This is a genomic window from Aggregatibacter sp., from assembly GCF_057314075.1.
Genome location: NZ_DBHLAR010000009.1, coordinates 46,591 through 65,913, shown reverse-complemented (window position 1 = coordinate 65,913; position 19,323 = coordinate 46,591). Strand labels below are relative to the sequence as shown.

Sequence of the window (19,323 nt, the reverse complement as noted above, 5' to 3'; positions counted from 1 at the left end):
ATTTAATCTTTAAACACATTTAATTATCATGTTTGAAATTAATCCTATCAAAAATAAAATCGCCGATTTAACCAACCGCACTTCGGTGCTTCGGGGGTATCTTTGACTTCGACGCCAAAACCGAGCGTTTAGAAGAAGTCAACGCCGAATTGGAACAGCCTGATGTATGGAACGACGCAGACAAAGCGCAGGCACTCGGCAAAGAGCGCGTTTCTTTAGAACAGGTAGTTAACACCATTAAAAATTTAGAGCAAGGCTTGGAAGATGTAGACGGCTTGTTGGAACTCGCCGTAGAAGCGGAAGACGAAGACACCTTCAACGAAGCCGTTGCGGAATTAGACGAACTGGAACAACAACTCGCCAAACTGGAATTTCGCCGTATGTTCAGCGGCGAACACGATGCTTGTGATTGTTATGTAGATTTACAAGCAGGATCCGGCGGCACCGAAGCGCAAGACTGGACGGAAATGTTACTTCGCATGTATTTGCGCTGGGCAGAAAGTAAAGGATTCAAAACCGAATTGATGGAAGTCTCCGACGGCGATGTGGCGGGCGTTAAATCGGCGACAATTCGTGTCAGCGGCGAATATGCCTTCGGCTGGCTACGCACGGAAACCGGTATTCATCGTTTGGTGCGTAAAAGCCCGTTTGACTCCAATAACCGTCGTCATACCTCATTCAGCGCGGCTTTCGTCTATCCTGAAATTGACGATGATATTGATATCGAAATCAATCCTGCCGATTTGCGTATCGATGTGTATCGCGCCTCCGGTGCGGGCGGTCAGCACGTGAACAAAACTGAAAGTGCGGTGCGAATTACGCACATGCCAAGTGGCATTGTGGTGCAATGTCAGAACGACCGCTCCCAACACAAGAACAAAGATCAGGCAATGAAACAACTGAAAGCGAAGTTGTACGAATTGGAATTGCAAAAGAAAAATGCCGACAAACAAGCCATGGAAGACAACAAATCCGACATCGGTTGGGGTAGCCAAATTCGTTCTTATGTATTAGATGATTCTCGTATTAAAGATTTACGTACCGGTGTAGAGAACCGCAATACACAAGCTGTATTAGACGGTGATTTGGATCGGTTTATTGAAGCCAGTCTCAAGGCCGGACTCTAAAAGTGCGGTCGTTTTTAAACACGTTTTTTAAAATTAAAGGTAAACAAAAATGTCAGAACAAGAAGTGAAAGAATTCGATTTAAACGGCGAAATGTTAGTCCGTCGTGAAAAATTAGCCGCCTTACGCGCAAAAGGTAATGCGTTTCCAAACCAATTCCGTCGTGACGCACTTGCCCAAGATTTGCATGATAAATATGATGCGGAAGAAGGTGAAGCATTAAAAGAACAACATATTGAAGTGGCGGTTGCCGGCCGTATCATGACGCGTCGTGCCATGGGGAAAGCCACCTTTATCACCATCCAAGATATGAGTGGCAAAATCCAGCTTTATGTTGCACGCGACAATCTACCTGAGGGCGTGTATAGCGATGATGTCGGTCACTGGGATTTAGGTGACATCGTGGGCGTAAAAGGCTCATTATTCAAAACCAAAACCAACGAACTCACCGTTAAAGCCACCGAGGTACAATTACTGACCAAAGCATTGCGTCCGTTACCGGATAAATTCCATGGCTTAACTGACCAAGAAGTGCGCTACCGTCAACGTTACTTGGATTTAATTTCTAACGAAGAATCCCGCCGCACTTTTATCATTCGTTCAAAAGTGGTTGCAGGCATTCGTGACTACTTCATTTCCAAAGGATTTATGGAAGTGGAAACACCGATGTTACAAGTCATTCCGGGCGGTGCTTCAGCACGTCCTTTCGTGACTCACCACAACGCATTAGACGTAGATATGTATTTGCGTATTGCCCCTGAGCTTTACCTAAAACGCTTAGTGGTCGGCGGTTTTGAGCGCGTATTTGAATTAAACCGTAACTTCCGTAACGAAGGCGTTTCCGTTCGTCACAATCCCGAATTTACCATGCTTGAATACTACCAAGCCTATGCCGACTACCACGATTTAATGGATAACACCGAAGAATTGTTACGCAAACTTGCCATCGACATTTTAGGAACAACCATCGTGAAATACGGTGAGTACGAATTTGACTTTGGCAAACCATTCGAGCGTATTACCTTACACGAAGCCACCATTAAATACGGGGCAGACAAAGGTATCGTCAAAGAAGATTTATACGATATTGATCGCGCGAAAGCGGTTGCCGCTCGCTTGGGTATCGAAGTCCAAAAATCTTGGGGCTTAGGCAGCATTGTCAACGCGATTTTTGAAGAAGTGGCAGAGCATCATTTAATTCAACCAACTTTCTTAATGGCACACCCGGCGGAAATTTCACCGTTGGCACGTCGTAACGATGAAAATCCGGAAGTCACCGATCGCTTTGAACTCTTCATCGGCGGACGTGAAATCGGTAACGGTTTCTCCGAATTGAACGATGCGGAAGACCAAAATGAACGCTTTGACGCCCAAGTGGCCGCCAAAGAAGCCGGTGATGATGAAGCGATGTTCAAAGACGAAGATTTCGTTGTCGCCCTTGAACACGGTTTACCACCAACAGCTGGTGAAGGCTTAGGTATCGACCGTCTCGCCATGCTTTACGCCAATGCCCCATCCATCCGCGATGTGATTTTATTCCCGGCAATGCGTCAGAAATAATAAAGCTATTCAAAAAAGGAAGTCATTCGACTTCCTTTTTTATTTACCCTTTATTCCCAACAATAAATTTCCCTTTTAATAACAATAAGTTAAGCGCTTCAAATATAAAAGGAATTTTATTATGTAAATACGACTATATCTTGGTATATCAGGCATTTTAAATTAAAATGTCCACTTCACTGCCGAATAGGCAGCTTAGAAATACGGTTTCCGTGCTGTCGGAATCTATCGTTTCTTCACTGCCGAATAGGCAGCTTAGAAATTATTTACCGGTAGAGGAGTTTGCTCGTAGAACTTCACTGCCGAATAGGCAGCTTAGAAATTGGCAAAAACCAATCAACCAATCGACCTAATCTTCACTGCCGAATAGGCAGCTTAGAAAAACCCAAAAGACGCTCCAAGTGAGCGTTTTTTCTTCACTGCCGAATAGGCAGCTTAGAAATTTGGTTAAGAGATATTGAGCGATTAATAACGCTTCACTGCCGAATAGGCAGCTTAGAAATAAGTCTTGAGCTTCTTTTGAGTCTTTTGCGGCTTCACTGCCGAATAGGCAGCTTAGAAATTTTTGACGAGCAAAAATGGTATAAGCACGGGCTTCACTGCCGAATAGGCAGCTTAGAAAGCTTCCGCCTTTTAGGCTATATATCGTAATCACTTCACTGCCGAATAGGCAGCTTAGAAATTGCAACACTCGGACAACGCAAAGCCTTTGTACTTCACTGCCGAATAGGCAGCTTAGAAAATTTTGGAGTACCCATTTGGAATTGATCGTGCCTTCACTGCCGAATAGGCAGCTTAGAAAAACGGACGATAAAAAGCCATTGGTTATCAAAACTTCACTGCCGAATAGGCAGCTTAGAAAAAAGTGCGCATTGATGCCGGTGTTAACGTGATCTTCACTGCCGAATAGGCAGCTTAGAAATGGAAACAGTTTATTGATGCGGTGGAAGAAGGCTTCACTGCCGAATAGGCAGCTTAGAAAGCCGCCCAAGCCACTATGCTGGCATACGCTACCTTCACTGCCGAATAGGCAGCTTAGAAATCGGTCTTTTTCTCTTTGCGGTTTTGATACGGCTTCACTGCCGAATAGGCAGCTTAGAAAGTTTATTTAGCGAGATTACGCACTCGATTGAGCTTCACTGCCGAATAGGCAGCTTAGAAATGCGGAATCTGCTCGAGCTTGGGCGGAACAATCTTCACTGCCGAATAGGCAGCTTAGAAATGACAGAAAGCGCACATTAAACATCGGTGGCACTTCACTGCCGAATAGGCAGCTTAGAAAATTCGCCCTCAACTAAACCAAGAGTAGTAAAGCTTCACTGCCGAATAGGCAGCTTAGAAATCAATCGAAGTAAACAACAATTTATCTGAAAACTTCACTGCCGAATAGGCAGCTTAGAAAGTCATCGTGTCGTAAGTGTTTTGGCGTGTTGCCTTCACTGCCGAATAGGCAGCTTAGAAACTGTTTGGTGATTGATGCCCAAGCGGGGCAAACTTCACTGCCGAATAGGCAGCTTAGAAAAAGAACCCTGAATCAGTGGGTGATTGATTATCCTTCACTGCCGAATAGGCAGCTTAGAAATTAAAAGGCAATCTTATCTGCCACGCATCAAGCTTCACTGCCGAATAGGCAGCTTAGAAACAAGCGCTTCTTGTGTTTTTTGGGGAAGGCTACTTCACTGCCGAATAGGCAGCTTAGAAATTCGGGGTGGATTGCATTTGATGATATTGCAACTTCACTGCCGAATAGGCAGCTTAGAAAGCAGTCAATCGCCCAGACTAGCCACGTCATCACTTCACTGCCGAATAGGCAGCTTAGAAAAAGCACGTCAGAACAAATCATCCGTTGGGTAACTTCACTGCCGAATAGGCAGCTTAGAAAAACGCCAAGGCGAGATGTTGCATATTTGCTAACTTCACTGCCGAATAGGCAGCTTAGAAATTTTACATCGGTGACTAACACTTTTACCCTTTCTTCACTGCCGAATAGGCAGCTTAGAAATCTTTGTCGTCTTTAAGACGATAAAACATTGTCTTCACTGCCGAATAGGCAGCTTAGAAAAAAAAAGCGAGGATAAAAAAAGTGCGGTCAAACTTCACTGCCGAATAGGCAGCTTAGAAAAATAATTTTTATTTAACCATTCTAAAACTTCTCTTCACTGCCGAATAGGCAGCTTAGAAAGTTGGCCGCCAAGGTTTGATGCACTTACCCGGCTTCACTGCCGAATAGGCAGCTTAGAAAGCCTTGGATGCCCCAAGGCTTATGGATCATCACTTCACTGCCGAATAGGCAGCTTAGAAAAATGTGCGCGGCGGATATGAGGACGGGGGGATCTTCACTGCCGAATAGGCAGCTTAGAAATTGTAAAGGGCTAAATACACATTATCAGCCATCTTCACTGCCGAATAGGCAGCTTAGAAAAATTATTGCTATCTTTTGTACAGGTAATTTACCTTCACTGCCGAATAGGCAGCTTAGAAATTGAAAAACTGAAAAACCTGTGCGACCACCTCCTTCACTGCCGAATAGGCAGCTTAGAAATTAAAAAACGTGGTCACAACATCATCAGCAAACTTCACTGCCGAATAGGCAGCTTAGAAAAAGACTGGTTATTCGTCTTTGTCCCGCTCGTTCTTCACTGCCGAATAGGCAGCTTAGAAAATCACCATAAATACCGGACTTAGCCTTTTCTTCTTCACTGCCGAATAGGCAGCTTAGAAATACCTCGCGAGGCAGGCGGGATTTTAACAAAACTTCACTGCCGAATAGGCAGCTTAGAAAAGAGATTGCATTGAAACACCATTCGCTACAAACTTCACTGCCGAATAGGCAGCTTAGAAATTACGCAACGGCAATCAAGGCGAGGTTGTATACTTCACTGCCGAATAGGCAGCTTAGAAAGCCCATCACTATGCAAATAAAAACACAAATTCCTTCACTGCCGAATAGGCAGCTTAGAAATCGCGCATTTTAGGTTTGCGCCGCGTTGAAATCTTCACTGCCGAATAGGCAGCTTAGAAAACGTGTTCGTAGGTCTGCAATGATGGCGCTTCCTTCACTGCCGAATAGGCAGCTTAGAAATTCGCCTAATTTTTCAGTGATGCGGGTAAACACTTCACTGCCGAATAGGCAGCTTAGAAATTAACGGGGAATCGGCTAGCGCCGAAGTGGAGCTTCACTGCCGAATAGGCAGCTTAGAAAGTTACACCCTCTAATCGAGTCCCTGATATGACCTTCACTGCCGAATAGGCAGCTTAGAAATGCGGTAGTTAACAACTACGTAAATAATTTTACTTCACTGCCGAATAGGCAGCTTAGAAACTGAATAACTGGCGTTGGCTTGATGAGTATCCTCTTCACTGCCGAATAGGCAGCTTAGAAATTTGCAGAAACATTAAAGCAATTAAAAGAAAACTTCACTGCCGAATAGGCAGCTTAGAAATGAGGTAATTTAAATATGGATCAAAACAATTTCTTCACTGCCGAATAGGCAGCTTAGAAACCAAATACTCCTCAACAAACGGCATCCATTTATCTTCACTGCCGAATAGGCAGCTTAGAAACGGCAAAATCCGAACACGTCTTCATGGAAGATCTTCACTGCCGAATAGGCAGCTTAGAAATGAGACTGATATTTTTTAATGTAATCCGCATCCTTCACTGCCGAATAGGCAGCTTAGAAAAATGAAAGAATTTATAGGCGGGAAAGATGTTACTTCACTGCCGAATAGGCAGCTTAGAAATAAACGCTTGAGCTAACCAGTTAACCGACTTTCTTCACTGCCGAATAGGCAGCTTAGAAATTTATGACGTGCTGCTTTGCTAATCGTGTCAACTTCACTGCCGAATAGGCAGCTTAGAAAGACGCTCCCTGAGCCTGCAAAGCAATCTACAACTTCACTGCCGAATAGGCAGTTTAGAAAGATAATTTCTGTGGTGTAGCGGTCTTGCCCGTCCTTACTACCAAATAAGAAGATTAGAAATCGGGCAAGAATCAGAGTATAAGGAGAATATTCTTCACTGCTGAACGGGTAGATCATTAAAGCACTTGCCGGTTTTCAAGACTACACTAGTCTTTCCCAAATAAATCATCTTTTTAAGATATGACACGATCACAACTCTATACAGTCATAAAAACTAAATTCAAAAAATTTCGTGATAAAGCTCTCAATTTCGTAATTTTTTAATTGTCCTTAATATAATTAGCTATAAAACTGTTCCAACTAAAAATATATTTACCATGGATAAAACGATGATAACGAAAGCAACAATAATAAAAGCCATCCAGCAATTTCTTGTTGAACAAAATCATAAGAAATCAGAAGCCGATAGAAAAAAACTAGAAAATGCCAATCTTTCAGATAAAGAGGAATTACTAAAAAAAATTGCCGACTACGACGAAAAATATCGTTTTGATGTTTGGATTCCAAATGCGGCGCTTGTTTTAGCAAAACAGCTTTATTTTGGAACACACATTTCTCGCGGCATTCATTCTTCCTCAAAAGGAGACAACGTAAATTTTCAATCTGCTCCGACGCTTCCTCCTGAACTTGTCGGTTCGCAATTAATCCCTAAATTAGAACTTGATGCAAATGGAAACGCGGCGGCACTTCCTTTGGCCGGTTTCTTTAATATTATTGTTGATGCAGAAAAAGGGGTTACACTGAAAGAATTACTACTCACCGATGATCCTCGTCTCGAAGGCTGTTTTGCAGATGATCCGGAATTATCAAATCAATATAAAGTCTGCTTTCAAAATGCCTTAAAAGGTGATTTAACAAAACCCTTCAGCGACGAGCGTAATAAACAAATTTTATGGGTAAATCACCCCGACCCTCAAGAGGATAACTACACTTGTTTAGTACCACTATATCCATCCACATTAACAAACCATTTTTACTATAAAATCAATCAATTACGATATTCTGATAATAACAAATTGGCATTAACCAATCGCTATAAGCAAGATACAAAACAACTTTCATATACAACATTAAAAAATATAGGAATGACTATACTTGGAGGTAGCAACTACCAAAATGTAGGGCTATTAAACGTATCTCAAAAAGGTCGACATTATCTACTACCTTCCCTTCCCCCAATTTTTAAATCGCAAGAACAGATACGCTTAACCGAAAAACAAACGACAATCTTTAACCGCCGTTTAGCCTATGCTTGTCGTGAGAGCTTTAATCTGTTGTATGAGGTTGTTGGAGCGGAAAAGAATATCTATCCGGAAAGAGACAAGCGCAAATTTGCACTGGAGTTAATTGCGCAAACGGTTTTAATGCAGGCTGAGCGGATTCAAAAAAACCATCCGGCAGGCTGGAGTAAAGACTATTTGCTCAACGAATATCAAAAGTACTGGTTAGATCCAGGTCGTGCCGAACTTGATGGTGAAGAGATCTTCCGATAACACGCTGAACAAGATAATTGGAGTGCTGAAATTATTCGTCAATTTGCGCTGTGGATTAATGCTTGCCTAAAATGGCGTTTCAAATCCATTCAACAAGATTTTGCAACACCGGAATACAACCAATGGTGCAGAAATATGGAAAAAGCCATTGCCGCACAAGCCCGCTTAAATAAATAAGGATCCAATATGAACGCTGATTTTTATCTGGTTTTTAAACACATTAAAATTCAAGCAGCCAATGCGATTTCCGGTCCTTTAAGTTACGGTTTTCCGGCTATTAGCGGCTTTGTCGGTGCAATACATGCTTTGAGCCGAAAACTAAATGGCCAAGCAACATTAAATGGCGTCATGATTGCCTGCCACAATTATGAACTACAGGCTTATCAATCCACGCTATTTTCCGACCGCACTTTTGTCCAAACACGCAATCCCTTAAAGAAAAATGGCAAAACGGCTCCGATTATTGAAGAAGGAAAAGTGCATTTAGAGGTTTCTTTGGTCGTTGAATTACAGATTTCCGATAGAGTACTTTCCCGTTGGATTAAAAATGATTCGGATTGTGATGAAGCCAAAGATTTCTTATCAAAGTGCAAAACACAGCTTATGCAACAACGGATTGCCGGCGGTTCCGTTTTCAGTATTGAAGACGTTCAGTTACGTCATATTGAAGAAGAATGGATAATCAAAAGTCAATTACTGCCGGGATTTGTGTTGATGGATGCGCAGGCCGAACTCATTAAAATTACAAAAGAATTGCAACAAGGCTTGAAACAAGGAGATTTTGTCATTTTAGAGAAGAAGCCCGACAGCACCGCATTGGACGCCTTAATCGAAACGGCGGCGTTACACCATATTCCCAACCACCCTAATGCCAAAGCGAATGAATGGCAAAGTTACAGCATTAAACAAGGCAGAGGATGGCTTGTGCCGATTCCGGTGGGCTATCAAGCGATTTCCCCAATGTTTGATGCAGGACAGCTACAACATTGCCGCACACAGGATTACCCGAGCCAATATGTGGAAACCTTATATAGCTTAGGCAAATGGGTTTTCCCACTTAATTTACCGCAAGATTTATCCCGCTGTTTTTGGCGCTATACCGAACCTAAAAACGGCTTATACCTCATTTCACAAGGAGACCAATAATGAGCAAATCAAAACAGAACTCAAACGCCACCCCAAGCGTACTCGCATTTGAACGCAATTTAGATATTTCCGATGCGTTTTTTACGCAATGTAACAGCCAAGATAAAAATCCGGTTGAAGAAGCCGTTAAAATTCGTGAAAAATCTGTTCGCGGCACAATGTCTCACCGATTATCAAAAATTAAAGGAAATGATCCTACTAAGCTAGATGTAAATATTGAAGATGCCAACCCACAAACTATCGATGTTGCTACATTAAATGACAAAAATGATACTTTAGTTGCTCGTTTTACCTGTAAAGTGTTGCCGTTTAATGGTAAACCTTGTGTATGTAACAATCTAAATTATCAAGATAAAGTCATCAAAACCGTAGAAAATTATGTACAGAACAAAGGTTTCTCCGAATTAGCCAAACGCTATGCCGCCAATATTGCCAATGCCCGTTGGTTGTGGCGTAATCGAATGAATGCGGAAAGCATTAAAATTAAGGTAGAATTTAATGACAAAACGCTCACTTTCGATAACGCTAAGGCCCTTTCATTAAATCACTTTGATGATGAATCCATCGAACTCAAAGCACTTGCCGATTTCATCGAGTCAGGATTAAGCGGCAAACAATTTGTAATTTTAAATGTCACGGCTTATGCCAAAATGGGTTATGGACAAGAAGTTTATCCCTCACAAGAGCTTATTCTTGACTCCAACAGTCGCAAAAGTAAAACACTCTACAAAGTTGAAAATGAAAAAGCGGCCATGCACTCGCAAAAAGTTGGCAATGCTATCCGCACTATTGATACATGGTACAAATCCGATGCCGAATTCCCAATTCCGGTGGAACCTTATGGTGCAGTCACCAATTTAGGCACGGCGTTCCGTCAACCCAAAGAAAAATTAGATTTTTATACTTTATTCGATAATTGGATCCTCAATGATAAAACGCCTGAGGTTAAACAACAGCATTATGTCATTAGCGTACTTATCCGTGGCGGTGTATTTGGTGCAAGCGGTAAGGAATAAGCATGACACAAACCCACTACATTGAAATCAAAGCGATTCCGCAAGTGGATATGTTGCAAACAGAAGTTATCAGCTTCTGTTTGCAAAAACTCCACCAAATTCTACCGCACTTTGAAGGCAGAATCGGTCTTGCGTTTCCCGCTTATGGCAACGATAAGACCCTCGGCGGCATTATTCGCATCTTCGGATCAGAGAATGATTGCGGTTTTATTTATTTTAAATTGCAAGAACTGCGCGACTATGCACTGATTAGTGAAAGCATGCAGATTCCGGAAAAAGTCAGAAGCTACCGTGTTTATCAACGTGTTCAGTCGAAAGGACAAAGTGCCCTTCGGCGGGCGGAAAAACGTTTAAAGGCACAAGGTAAATGGACTGAAGATGTGCGACAAAATATGCTGCAAAAACAAGCGACTCAACGTGTCTATCCACACGCACATTTGAAAAGTAGTAGCACAAAACAGCAATTTATTTTAGCCATAAAATCTGTCTATAAAGCAAAATCCGTCGAAGGATCTTTTAGTGCCTACGGCCTAAGCCAAACGGCCACTGTGCCACATTTCTAAAAATATATCCTGTTTAAATTCGTTTTAAACAGGCTATAAACTTACTTTAATCCTCCCGCCAGAATCCCAAGGTTTCATTAAAACACCATTGTCCCGCGCTTTCGTCTAAGGTGACTGTAGCGTATTTTAATGCAGTAAAGAGTAAACTTTCCTCTCTCAAATTCTCAGCCAACTCACTTAATGCAAGCGGCAAAGGCATATCTAACCAGGTTTTAACAAAATCATTTTTCACGTTTAATGCCTGATAACGGAATTCCGGTAAAGCATCTTGCGGGTTATCCGGCGTATCCCATGCGCGTTCTTGCTCTCGAAAATACGGAATTCCCTCTTCATCCAATAAACAGACAATATTTCGTTGTGTGCGTGATTTTCGAAAACGGGTCATCAGAGGCAAATTCGCCGTGAATCGATTACTCAAATCCTTATGCCAATAGGCATTTACACAATTAATTTCAGTATTGTTGAGTAAATCTGCCGTAGCTTGATGTTCCAAATCCGCCAAACAAAAGTGCGGTCGAAAATCTTCGCGTTTTATAAGTCGGGGAATGGAGTCAATCCGTTCAAGCTGTTCAGCAGAAATTAACTCTTCAGTGCAGTGCGTTTCCAAAAGATGTTGTTTATCTTCAAATCCTGGCTTATTAAAAATCGCACCGGTTTGTCCGGCTAACCCGCGCCAATTGGTCGGCAATAATGCAATATTCGGTTGTTCTGCAATTTTATCCGGTCTATGCCGCCATACCCTACCGGCAAGTTGAATAATAGAACGCATTGAAGACGGATCTACAATCGCCCAATCGTAGTCATGATCCCGCCCCACTTCGGTAACCGGGCTACCCAATATAATAAATAATTGATGTTTCGCTTGAGACTTCACCATTGCCGTCATCACTTCCGGCTGACAAAATGCATTTTTGCTGTCCGTACGATTTAAAATACGATCCAGTTTTTCTTCTAATTTTGAGCGCAGAAGCAATAACTGCCTAGAATGATAACAACATAAATGAATTTGATAGTCCTGCCATTCGGGTCTACTTTCCAGTTGGAAAAGCTGTTTGGCGAGAGGAATCATCGGCTTAATATTGGAAAAACGAATTAAGCCGAAGCTGATTTGTTTTTGTGTCATGGGATCGTATTCGCTATGCGCATCATGTAAGGCGATCGCCTGCTGCACTAAATACTCGGCTAAAGTTGCCACATCAAGCAATTGGTTTTCAATTTTCTTTAACAACGGCAGTAGCATAATTTGTGCTTTTCGGCGCACTGAGACTTTACGCAAGGTTTCTGCCCGCCGTTGCACAAACTGTTGATGTGCCGATTCAAACTCCTCAAATGTGGTACAAGTGACGGATTTTTGTTTAAATTCATCAAACCAAGCACAACAAATTGCCTTTTGATTAAGTCCTTGTTGACGATTATAAATTTCCCGCCCTGATTGATATGCGCGGAATAAACCGGAAATAAAATCAGGCGTCATCGTTGCTGAAGACAGCAAAATGCGTGAACCAAACAAACCGGCAAGATGTACCAAACGAGAAAGTGCCGGTAAATCATCTTGGTTAAAATCATCCGGTTCATCCAAAATTAAATCTGACGTCAGTAAACGCAACATCGGCACAATATATTTGCCGCCGCGTGCCGTTTCGCTCGCCCCCATTAAATGATCGACAGTACAAGTGACAATTGGTGCATAAAATAATTTTCGTGCTTTCTGCTCCTGCAAAATCGCGGCAAATTTTTCATCTTCAATTGCAGATTCAATAAAGTCGGCACCATAAACTTCATTTTCTTCAAACCAATATTGTACCGATTCGCTACCGTTATTTTCTTTAGTTTGCTGCAATTCATACAATTTTTTGACCGCACTTCCACCGACCAAAACAGCTAATGCCTCCTCGGTCAAACTTAATTTCTGTTGTAATGCCAGCCCTGTTTGTAACGTTAAAACCCGCAAACCTAATGCCGCGGTAAAACGTGCTCCCTTTTGCGGATCAGCCAGCGCATACATAATGCGTGCATTCCCCAAGGTTTTACCGCAACCGGTGCTGGCTAAATTCACGGAAAACAGACCGCACTTTTCCGTTTCTTTGCGAATAGATTTTGCCAAATCAAATGCCGTATTTTGCCATTGAAAACGCCGAATCGAGGTGCGTTGGACAAAAGGTTTATGCTGTTTCACGGCAGGCAGCTCCGCCTTCAATTTCGGTAATAAACGGGAAAAATAAACGGCCGTTTTACAAACGCCAAGCAGATGCTCATCCAATGCCTGTTTCGCCTGGTGATTTTTATCCGTATTCGCAATGAGTTTGTAGTTAAAATCTTTGTCACCTAACGTTATATCCGCCGGTAAAGAAGAGTAATGATGGTCCCCCACCATCAAACATAAACGAGTCACCAGTAAGAAAAAAGGATCTGAAAAATCCGAGGTCAATAATGCAGGATGATTTAACGCTTTTCTCGCCCAGCGCCCCATCATTCTTTGCCAAGACCGACTATCCGTCGCCAAAAAGTCGAATTGCCAAAATTGCTTTTTATTGGGATGGGTACTTTTCTCGTTTTTTACCCATTGATCGGTGGGATAGAGTTGACGTTGATAAAAATTTTCCCATTTAGCGTCATCCAGATAAACGCTTTTTTGGTTTCTTACGTTTAATTCCCTATTTACATCACTAAAAAATGGCAAACGATGGTGCGAGGTGATTAACCAAATCAATGTTCTTGCCAAAGGCGGTAAATGACTAAAATCCGCCTTATTCACGATTTTAGGTTCATCAATATTGAGTACATTCAACCAATTTTCTTTATATTCCGACCAGTTTGCCAAACGCCCCAGCCATTCTTGATCTGTTTGACAACCGGAAATCATCGCTTCAAATAAACGGGCTGAAATCCATTCATGACGAAAAGCATCCGCATGAAAAGGCACGTTGGGTTTAAGTTTTAATTGAAAGGCTTTACTTGCTTTACCTAAATCATGCAATAACGCAGCAAGTGCGGTCACAATTTGGATTGAATACGCATGTAACCAACCACCTTCATCCTCCGTTCGTAAAATATTGCGTTTGGTTCGGTTTGTCGGTACACGACCTTCCGCATTAAATTGTGATTTATCGCCAACAATCCAAAGTAATTCCGTTAAATTTTTACCATGAGTCCAATAACACGCAACCGCCGTATTCTTACGAGCTGTTTGTCGTAGCATTTTATGCAATGTATCTAACCCTGCTTGTGTAATAGGCGTTTGCCATACACGATCACCGCAACGTTCGGCAAATTGATCTAAAATGCGACGGGTTTCCGTCAATGCATTTTTCTGACATTGGCTAACCAGCAAAATGTTCATTTCGCGACTCCCTGAGCAGCCAGTTGTTTCAACCCATCAATGATCAAATCTAACGCTTCAAAACGGGCAAAATTTTCAATGCAGATTTGGCGAAATTCTTTTTCTGTATCGCCATTTTGTGAAGAAATAAAGGCTTGTGGCAAAATCATAGCGTCCTTAATCATATCTGCCGCGTCAAATACCAAACCGCCACGGCGTGTTTTTCCGTGCAACACAGCCAAACCGTGTGGTAAACCGAGCACCCAACAGGCTGTTGCGCCCAGTCCATATGCTAAATAATTACCGTGATCTAACAATTGATTGGTTAAATCAATGCTGTTGCCTCGCTCACTACGCACAAAATTCGGATCGCAAAGCGTAAAATAATTGGCTAACTTATATACTTCTTTGGTAAAACGTCCTTCTGCGGCAAGCAACGCCTGGCTATTCACTGCCTGTTGAAATTCAACTTGAAATTTCTGAATTACAGCATCCAGTATGTCCAAATCAAACTCCCAATCTAACTTTTCCCAACTTCTTCGCAAAATTTGCAATCTGATATGTTGCAATGATTTGGCAATTAACAAACGTTTTGTGTCATCAAACCAAAAAGCGCACCATTGCTGCAAATACTCCACTGGTCGATACTCACTTTGTGGGCTAAAGAAATCACAACCGATTTCAGCCTCAGTCCCATTAAATAATGGGGTGCCACCGCCACTACAAAAACCTACCATCACTCCTGCTTTAGCAAGCTCGCGCATCGCTGCTTGTGTAATAGAAGTTCCACTTCCTAGCAATAAGCACGTGGTATTGGCAATAGGAATGTTCCAATACAAGGATTCATGACCTTGATCAGTCACATATTCCACTCGTCCACCATTGAGTAAAACCCGGCAATGTTCTAAATAATACAAGTTAGCGCGTTTAGAATGCAGAATTGTTTTAAGATCGGAAGAAGGAATATAAGGCATTCTAGGCATGAAATTGGTCCTTACATAAGATGAAATTTGTCAAAAATGCTACTGCTGATATATCACTATGATCAAGGTATTTCTTCTTTAAGAAAGAAATTTTCTTTTATTTTCATTATGTTCTCACTATATACATCAAGCTAGACAACATGAGATAAAGTTTTTTTACCTAAATCTTTAAATTTTTCTTGATCGCTATATAATAATTTGTATAATGAACTCGTTTTTATTTAAGATAGTCGTCATTCTTAAACACATTGGCCGGTGCAAAAACTCCCCCACGTCTTTACCAAAGATATTCGCACCGGCCATTTTTTTCTTCTTATTCCCCGCTAAAGTCATTATTATTACGCCATTCTTTTCTTTATTCAGAGAATGTTTATGCACAATTTAGCCCTAGAAAATCTACTTAATCAAAAGCTCAATAGCGATGTCATAAGTGATTACGCACCAAATGGCTTACAAGTGGAAGGCAAAGCCGAGGTCAAAAAAATTATCACCGGTGTCACCGCCAGCCAAGCCCTAATTGATTATGCCGTTAAACAAAAAGCCGATGCATTGCTCGTTCATCACGGTTATTTTTGGAAGAGCGAAAACCCTTGTATCCGCGGCATGAAAGGCAAGCGAATTAAAACATTATTGGTTAATGACATCAATTTATACGGTTATCATTTGCCTTTGGATGTTCACCCCGAAATCGGCAACAACGCTCAACTTGCTCAATTACTTGGTGTCAAAAACCTTCAACCGTTAGAAAAAAACACAGTCAGCATTCCGGTGTGGGGTACATTAAAAGAACCGTTAACTGCAGAACAATTTGCAGAACGCATCGAACGCGTGTTAAATCGAACACCATTAATTTGCACAGAAAACGGACCGCACTTTATCCGCAAAATCGGTATCTGCACCGGTGGTGGTCAAGGTTATATTGATCTTGCCGCAGCCCAAGGTTGTGACGCCTTTATCACCGGAGAAGTATCTGAACAAACGATCCATTCTGCGAGGGAGCAAGGAATTCATTTCTTTGCTGCAGGTCACCACGCCACTGAACGTTATGGCGTAAAAGCGTTAGGTGAATGGCTGGCAAACGAACACGGTTTTGACGTAGAATTTAAAGATATCGATAATCCGGCATAACTGGTTAAACCAAAGATCGCTACATTGCTCAAAACAAGCAAAACAAGTATAATCTCGCCAATTTTTTCACTAAAACAAACAGGAATAATTATGGGTTTCTTAACAGGTAAACGTATTTTAGTTACAGGTCTCGCCAGCAATCGTTCTATCGCCTACGGCATTGCAAAAGCGATGAAAGAGCAAGGCGCAGAATTAGCGTTCACTTATTTAAATGAAAAATTACAACCGCGTGTTGAAGAATTTGCCAAAGAATTTGGCGCAGACATCGTTCTTCCGTTAGATGTTGCTACTGATGAAAGCATTCAAAACTGCTTCGCAGAATTAAGCAAACACTGGGATAAATTCGATGGTTTCGTACACGCCATCGCATTCGCACCGGGCGATCAATTAGACGGCGACTATGTGAATGCGGCAACCCGTGAAGGTTATCGCATTGCCCACGACATCAGCGCATACAGTTTTGTAGCAATGGCGCAAGCAGCACGTCCATATTTGAATCCGAATGCGGCATTATTAACCCTTTCTTACTTAGGTGCAGAACGTGCGATTCCAAACTACAATGTGATGTGTTTAGCCAAAGCCTCTCTTGAAGCGGCAACCCGTGTGATGGCAGCAGATTTAGGCAAAGACGGCATTCGCGTGAACGCCATTTCTGCAGGCCCGATTCGTACCTTAGCGGCTTCCGGTATTAAAAACTTCAAGAAAATGTTGGCAACCTTCGAGAAAACCGCTGCATTACGCCGCACCGTGACTATCGAAGATGTAGGCAACTCCGCGGCGTTCTTATGCTCTGATTTAGCCTCCGGGATCACCGGTGAAATCGTCCATGTTGATGCAGGCTTCAGCATCACCGCCATGGGCGAACTAGGCGAAGAATAATTTTTTCTTCCTTTATTTATTGGCAGGTTTTTTAACCTGCCTTTTCTATTTGTAAAGCGGAGTTCACTCCGCCATTTTATGATAATTTCGGCTGCCTCCACGCTGCCCTACGATAAAAATAATTATGTTCCAAGACAACCCATTACTCGCACAACTCAAACAACAAATTCATGACAGCAAAGAACGTGTAGAAGGCACGGTAAAAGGCTCCGATAAAGCCTATGGCTTTTTAGAATGTGATAAAAAAAGTTACTTTATTGCGCCACCTGCCATGAAAAAAGTGATGCACGGCGACAAAATCAGCGCCACTATCGAAAAACAAGGGGATAAAGAACAAGCGGAACCGGAAGCCTTAATCGAGCCGATGCTTACCCGTTTTATCGCGAAAGTGCGGTTCAATAAAGACAAGAAATTGCAGGTGCTTGTTGATCACCCTAACATCAATCAGCCCATTGGCGCCGCACAAAGCAAAGCCGTCAAAGAAGAATTACAGGAAGGCGATTGGGTTGTGGCAACCTTAAAAACCCACCCTTTGCGCGACGATCGTTTTTTCTATGCGCAAATCACTCAATTTATTTGCCACGCCAATGATGAACTAGCACCTTGGTGGGTGACTCTTGCGCGTCACGAACAACCGCGTGAACCGGTGCAAGGACAAGATCACTATGAAATGCAGGATCAAGAAACGCGCGAAAATCTGACCGCACTTCACTTCGTCACCATCGATGCTGAAACCACGCAGGACATGGACGATGCCTTGTATATTGAGCCTATCACCTCAAGCGGTGAACAAACCGGCTGGCAATTAGTGGTGGCTATTGCCGATCCAACGGCTTATATCGCCCCACATTCACAAATCGAAAAAGACGCTAAACAACGTTGTTTCACCAATTATTTGCCCGGTTTCAATATTCCAATGTTGCCACGGGAACTGTCTGACGAGCTATGCTCCCTCAAACCGAACGAAATCCGCCCGGCATTAGTGTGTTATATTCAAACAGATTTAGCCGGCAACATCACCGCGCCTTCACGATTTGTATTGGCAGAAGTGCAATCTAAAGCCAAATTAGCCTATAACAATGTTTCCGATTACTTAGAAGGCAAAGACAATGCTTGGCAACCGGAAAATCCGGAAACAGCACAGCAAATTCACTGGCTGCACCAATTTACCCTAACCAGAACGCAATGGCGTAAAACCCATGCTCTGCTCTTTAAAGAAAAACCGGATTATTCTTTCGTGCTGGCAGAAAACGGCAAAGTGCAAGAAATTAAAGCGGAATACCGTCGTATTGCCAACCAAATCGTGGAAGAAGCCATGATTATTGCCAATATCTGCGCTGCCCAATTTTTACATGAAAACTTGCAATGTGGCATTTTCAACACGCACAGCGGATTCGATAAAAAATTCTTGGAAAATGCCCACCATTTCTTGTTAGCCAATTTAGCCAATGAGGAAAACAAAGCAGAATTACAAATCCGTTATGCACTCGAAAATCTGGCAACCTTAAACGGCTATTGCCAAATGCGCCATGATATTGAACCGATTGAAGGGGATTATTTGGAATTCCGTTTGCGCCGTTTTCTCACTTTCGCAGAATTTAAAGCGGAATTGGCACCGCACTTTGGTCTAGGCTTAAACGGCTATGCCACGTGGACTTCACCAATCCGCAAATATTCGGATATGGTGAACCATCGCTTAATCAAAGCCCATTTAGCGGGCCGAGATTTTGCGAAACCGGAAGAAAGCGTACTCGCCCGTTTACAAGAAGCACGCCGCCAAAATCGCTTGGTGGAACGTGATATTGCCGATTGGTTATATTGTCGCTATTTGGCGGATAAAGTCGCTGAAAAACCCGAATTTGACGCAGAAGTACAAGATGTGACCCGTGGCGGTTTACGTGTGATGTTGCTAGAAAATGGTGCTTCCATGTTTATTCCTGCCTCAACCTTACACGACAATAAAGAAGAGATCGTGATTAATCCTGATGAAATCGCTTTTTATGTGAAAGATCAGCGGTTATACAAAATCGGTGATATCTTGCGTGTACAGTTAACCGAAGTCCGTGAAGACACACGCAGCATTGTCGGCGTAGTGATTAAATAAAAAAGTGCGGTAGGTTTTAGCAATGTTTTATAAAACACCATAAAAAACCACCGCACTTGCTATAAAAAACCTGCTTAAACATT

The 19,323-nt window shown here is 42.3% G+C and carries 10 protein-coding genes, 1 pseudogene and 1 CRISPR repeat array; of the genes and pseudogenes, 9 read left to right on the top strand and 2 right to left on the bottom strand.

The features are described 5' to 3' along the window. The first annotated feature begins 28 nt into the window (after window positions 1–28). The 6 genes and pseudogenes from prfB to cas6f all read left to right on the top strand — a co-directional run bounded on the left by prfB (window position 29) and on the right by cas6f (window position 10,827). Window positions 29–1,127, top strand: a protein-coding gene (gene prfB, locus ACO5E4_RS07000; protein WP_485862535.1) for a peptide chain release factor 2 whose coding sequence is annotated in 2 segments (ribosomal slippage) — window positions 29–103 and window positions 105–1,127 — 1,098 coding nt in all. Because the reading frame shifts where the segments join, the coding sequence is not laid out codon by codon here. A 49-nt stretch (window positions 1,128–1,176) separates the two neighbouring features. Continuing rightward, window positions 1,177–2,685, top strand: a complete 1,509-nt coding sequence (gene lysS / locus ACO5E4_RS06995; protein ID WP_485862534.1) for a lysine--tRNA ligase — start codon at window positions 1,177–1,179, stop codon at window positions 2,683–2,685. Between the two features lie 174 nt (window positions 2,686–2,859). Beyond that, window positions 2,860–6,609: a CRISPR direct-repeat array (repeat unit 28 nt; unit sequence CTTCACTGCCGAATAGGCAGCTTAGAAA). Between the two features lie 329 nt (window positions 6,610–6,938). After that, window positions 6,939–8,279 (top strand): annotated as a pseudogene (csy1, locus tag ACO5E4_RS06990) (type I-F CRISPR-associated protein Csy1). Between the two features lie 9 nt (window positions 8,280–8,288). After that, window positions 8,289–9,248, top strand: coding sequence for a type I-F CRISPR-associated protein Csy2 (csy2, locus tag ACO5E4_RS06985; protein ID WP_485862533.1), 960 nt, complete (start codon window positions 8,289–8,291; stop codon window positions 9,246–9,248). Then, on the top strand, window positions 9,248–10,264 hold the full coding sequence (gene csy3 / locus ACO5E4_RS06980; RefSeq protein ID WP_485862532.1) for a type I-F CRISPR-associated protein Csy3: 1,017 nt from the start codon (window positions 9,248–9,250) through the stop codon (window positions 10,262–10,264). The genes csy2 and csy3 overlap by 1 nt, the downstream gene beginning before the upstream one ends. 2 nt (window positions 10,265–10,266) lie before the next feature. Further along, entirely contained in the window at window positions 10,267–10,827 is a 561-nt protein-coding gene (cas6f, locus tag ACO5E4_RS06975) for a type I-F CRISPR-associated endoribonuclease Cas6/Csy4 (RefSeq protein WP_314954148.1), read from the top strand. Between the two features lie 46 nt (window positions 10,828–10,873). Here the strand turns inward: cas6f and cas3f are convergent, their stop codons facing one another. Together cas3f and cas1f are read right to left on the bottom strand one after the other, a co-directional pair. Next, entirely contained in the window at window positions 10,874–14,167 is a 3,294-nt protein-coding gene (gene cas3f / locus ACO5E4_RS06970; protein WP_485862531.1) for a type I-F CRISPR-associated helicase Cas3f, read from the bottom strand. Continuing rightward, window positions 14,164–15,129, bottom strand: a complete 966-nt coding sequence (cas1f, locus tag ACO5E4_RS06965; RefSeq protein WP_485862530.1) for a type I-F CRISPR-associated endonuclease Cas1f — start codon at window positions 15,127–15,129, stop codon at window positions 14,164–14,166. The genes cas3f and cas1f overlap by 4 nt, the downstream gene beginning before the upstream one ends. A 372-nt stretch (window positions 15,130–15,501) precedes the next feature. Here cas1f and ACO5E4_RS06960 point away from each other — a divergent pair, with 372 nt between their 5' ends. The 3 genes from ACO5E4_RS06960 to rnb all read left to right on the top strand — a co-directional run bounded on the left by ACO5E4_RS06960 (window position 15,502) and on the right by rnb (window position 19,240). Continuing rightward, entirely contained in the window at window positions 15,502–16,257 is a 756-nt protein-coding gene (locus tag ACO5E4_RS06960) for a Nif3-like dinuclear metal center hexameric protein (RefSeq protein WP_485862529.1), read from the top strand. 90 nt (window positions 16,258–16,347) lie between these two features. Beyond that, window positions 16,348–17,136 (top strand): enoyl-ACP reductase FabI, encoded by a 789-nt coding sequence (locus tag ACO5E4_RS06955; RefSeq protein ID WP_485862528.1) that lies wholly within the window; start codon window positions 16,348–16,350, stop codon window positions 17,134–17,136. A 124-nt stretch (window positions 17,137–17,260) separates the two neighbouring features. Continuing rightward, the gene (rnb, locus tag ACO5E4_RS06950) at window positions 17,261–19,240 is read left to right on the top strand and encodes an exoribonuclease II (protein WP_485862527.1); all 1,980 of its coding nucleotides are present in this window, start codon (window positions 17,261–17,263) and stop codon (window positions 19,238–19,240) included. Window positions 19,241–19,323 lie beyond the last annotated feature (83 nt).

What these genes read in the sequence shown, in the direction of transcription:
- cas1f (WP_485862530.1), bottom strand. Translation starts at nt 15,129, where the DNA reads ATGCCTAGAATGCCTTATATTCCTTCTTCCGATCTTAAAACAATTCTG.
- csy2 (WP_485862533.1), top strand. Translation starts at nt 8,289, where the DNA reads ATGAACGCTGATTTTTATCTGGTTTTTAAACACATTAAAATTCAAGCA.
- lysS (WP_485862534.1), top strand. Translation starts at nt 1,177, where the DNA reads ATGTCAGAACAAGAAGTGAAAGAATTCGATTTAAACGGCGAAATGTTA.
- ACO5E4_RS06960 (WP_485862529.1), top strand. Translation starts at nt 15,502, where the DNA reads ATGCACAATTTAGCCCTAGAAAATCTACTTAATCAAAAGCTCAATAGC.
- ACO5E4_RS06955 (WP_485862528.1), top strand. Translation starts at nt 16,348, where the DNA reads ATGGGTTTCTTAACAGGTAAACGTATTTTAGTTACAGGTCTCGCCAGC.
- cas3f (WP_485862531.1), bottom strand. Translation starts at nt 14,167, where the DNA reads ATGAACATTTTGCTGGTTAGCCAATGTCAGAAAAATGCATTGACGGAA.
- cas6f (WP_314954148.1), top strand. Translation starts at nt 10,267, where the DNA reads ATGACACAAACCCACTACATTGAAATCAAAGCGATTCCGCAAGTGGAT.
- csy3 (WP_485862532.1), top strand. Translation starts at nt 9,248, where the DNA reads ATGAGCAAATCAAAACAGAACTCAAACGCCACCCCAAGCGTACTCGCA.
- rnb (WP_485862527.1), top strand. Translation starts at nt 17,261, where the DNA reads ATGTTCCAAGACAACCCATTACTCGCACAACTCAAACAACAAATTCAT.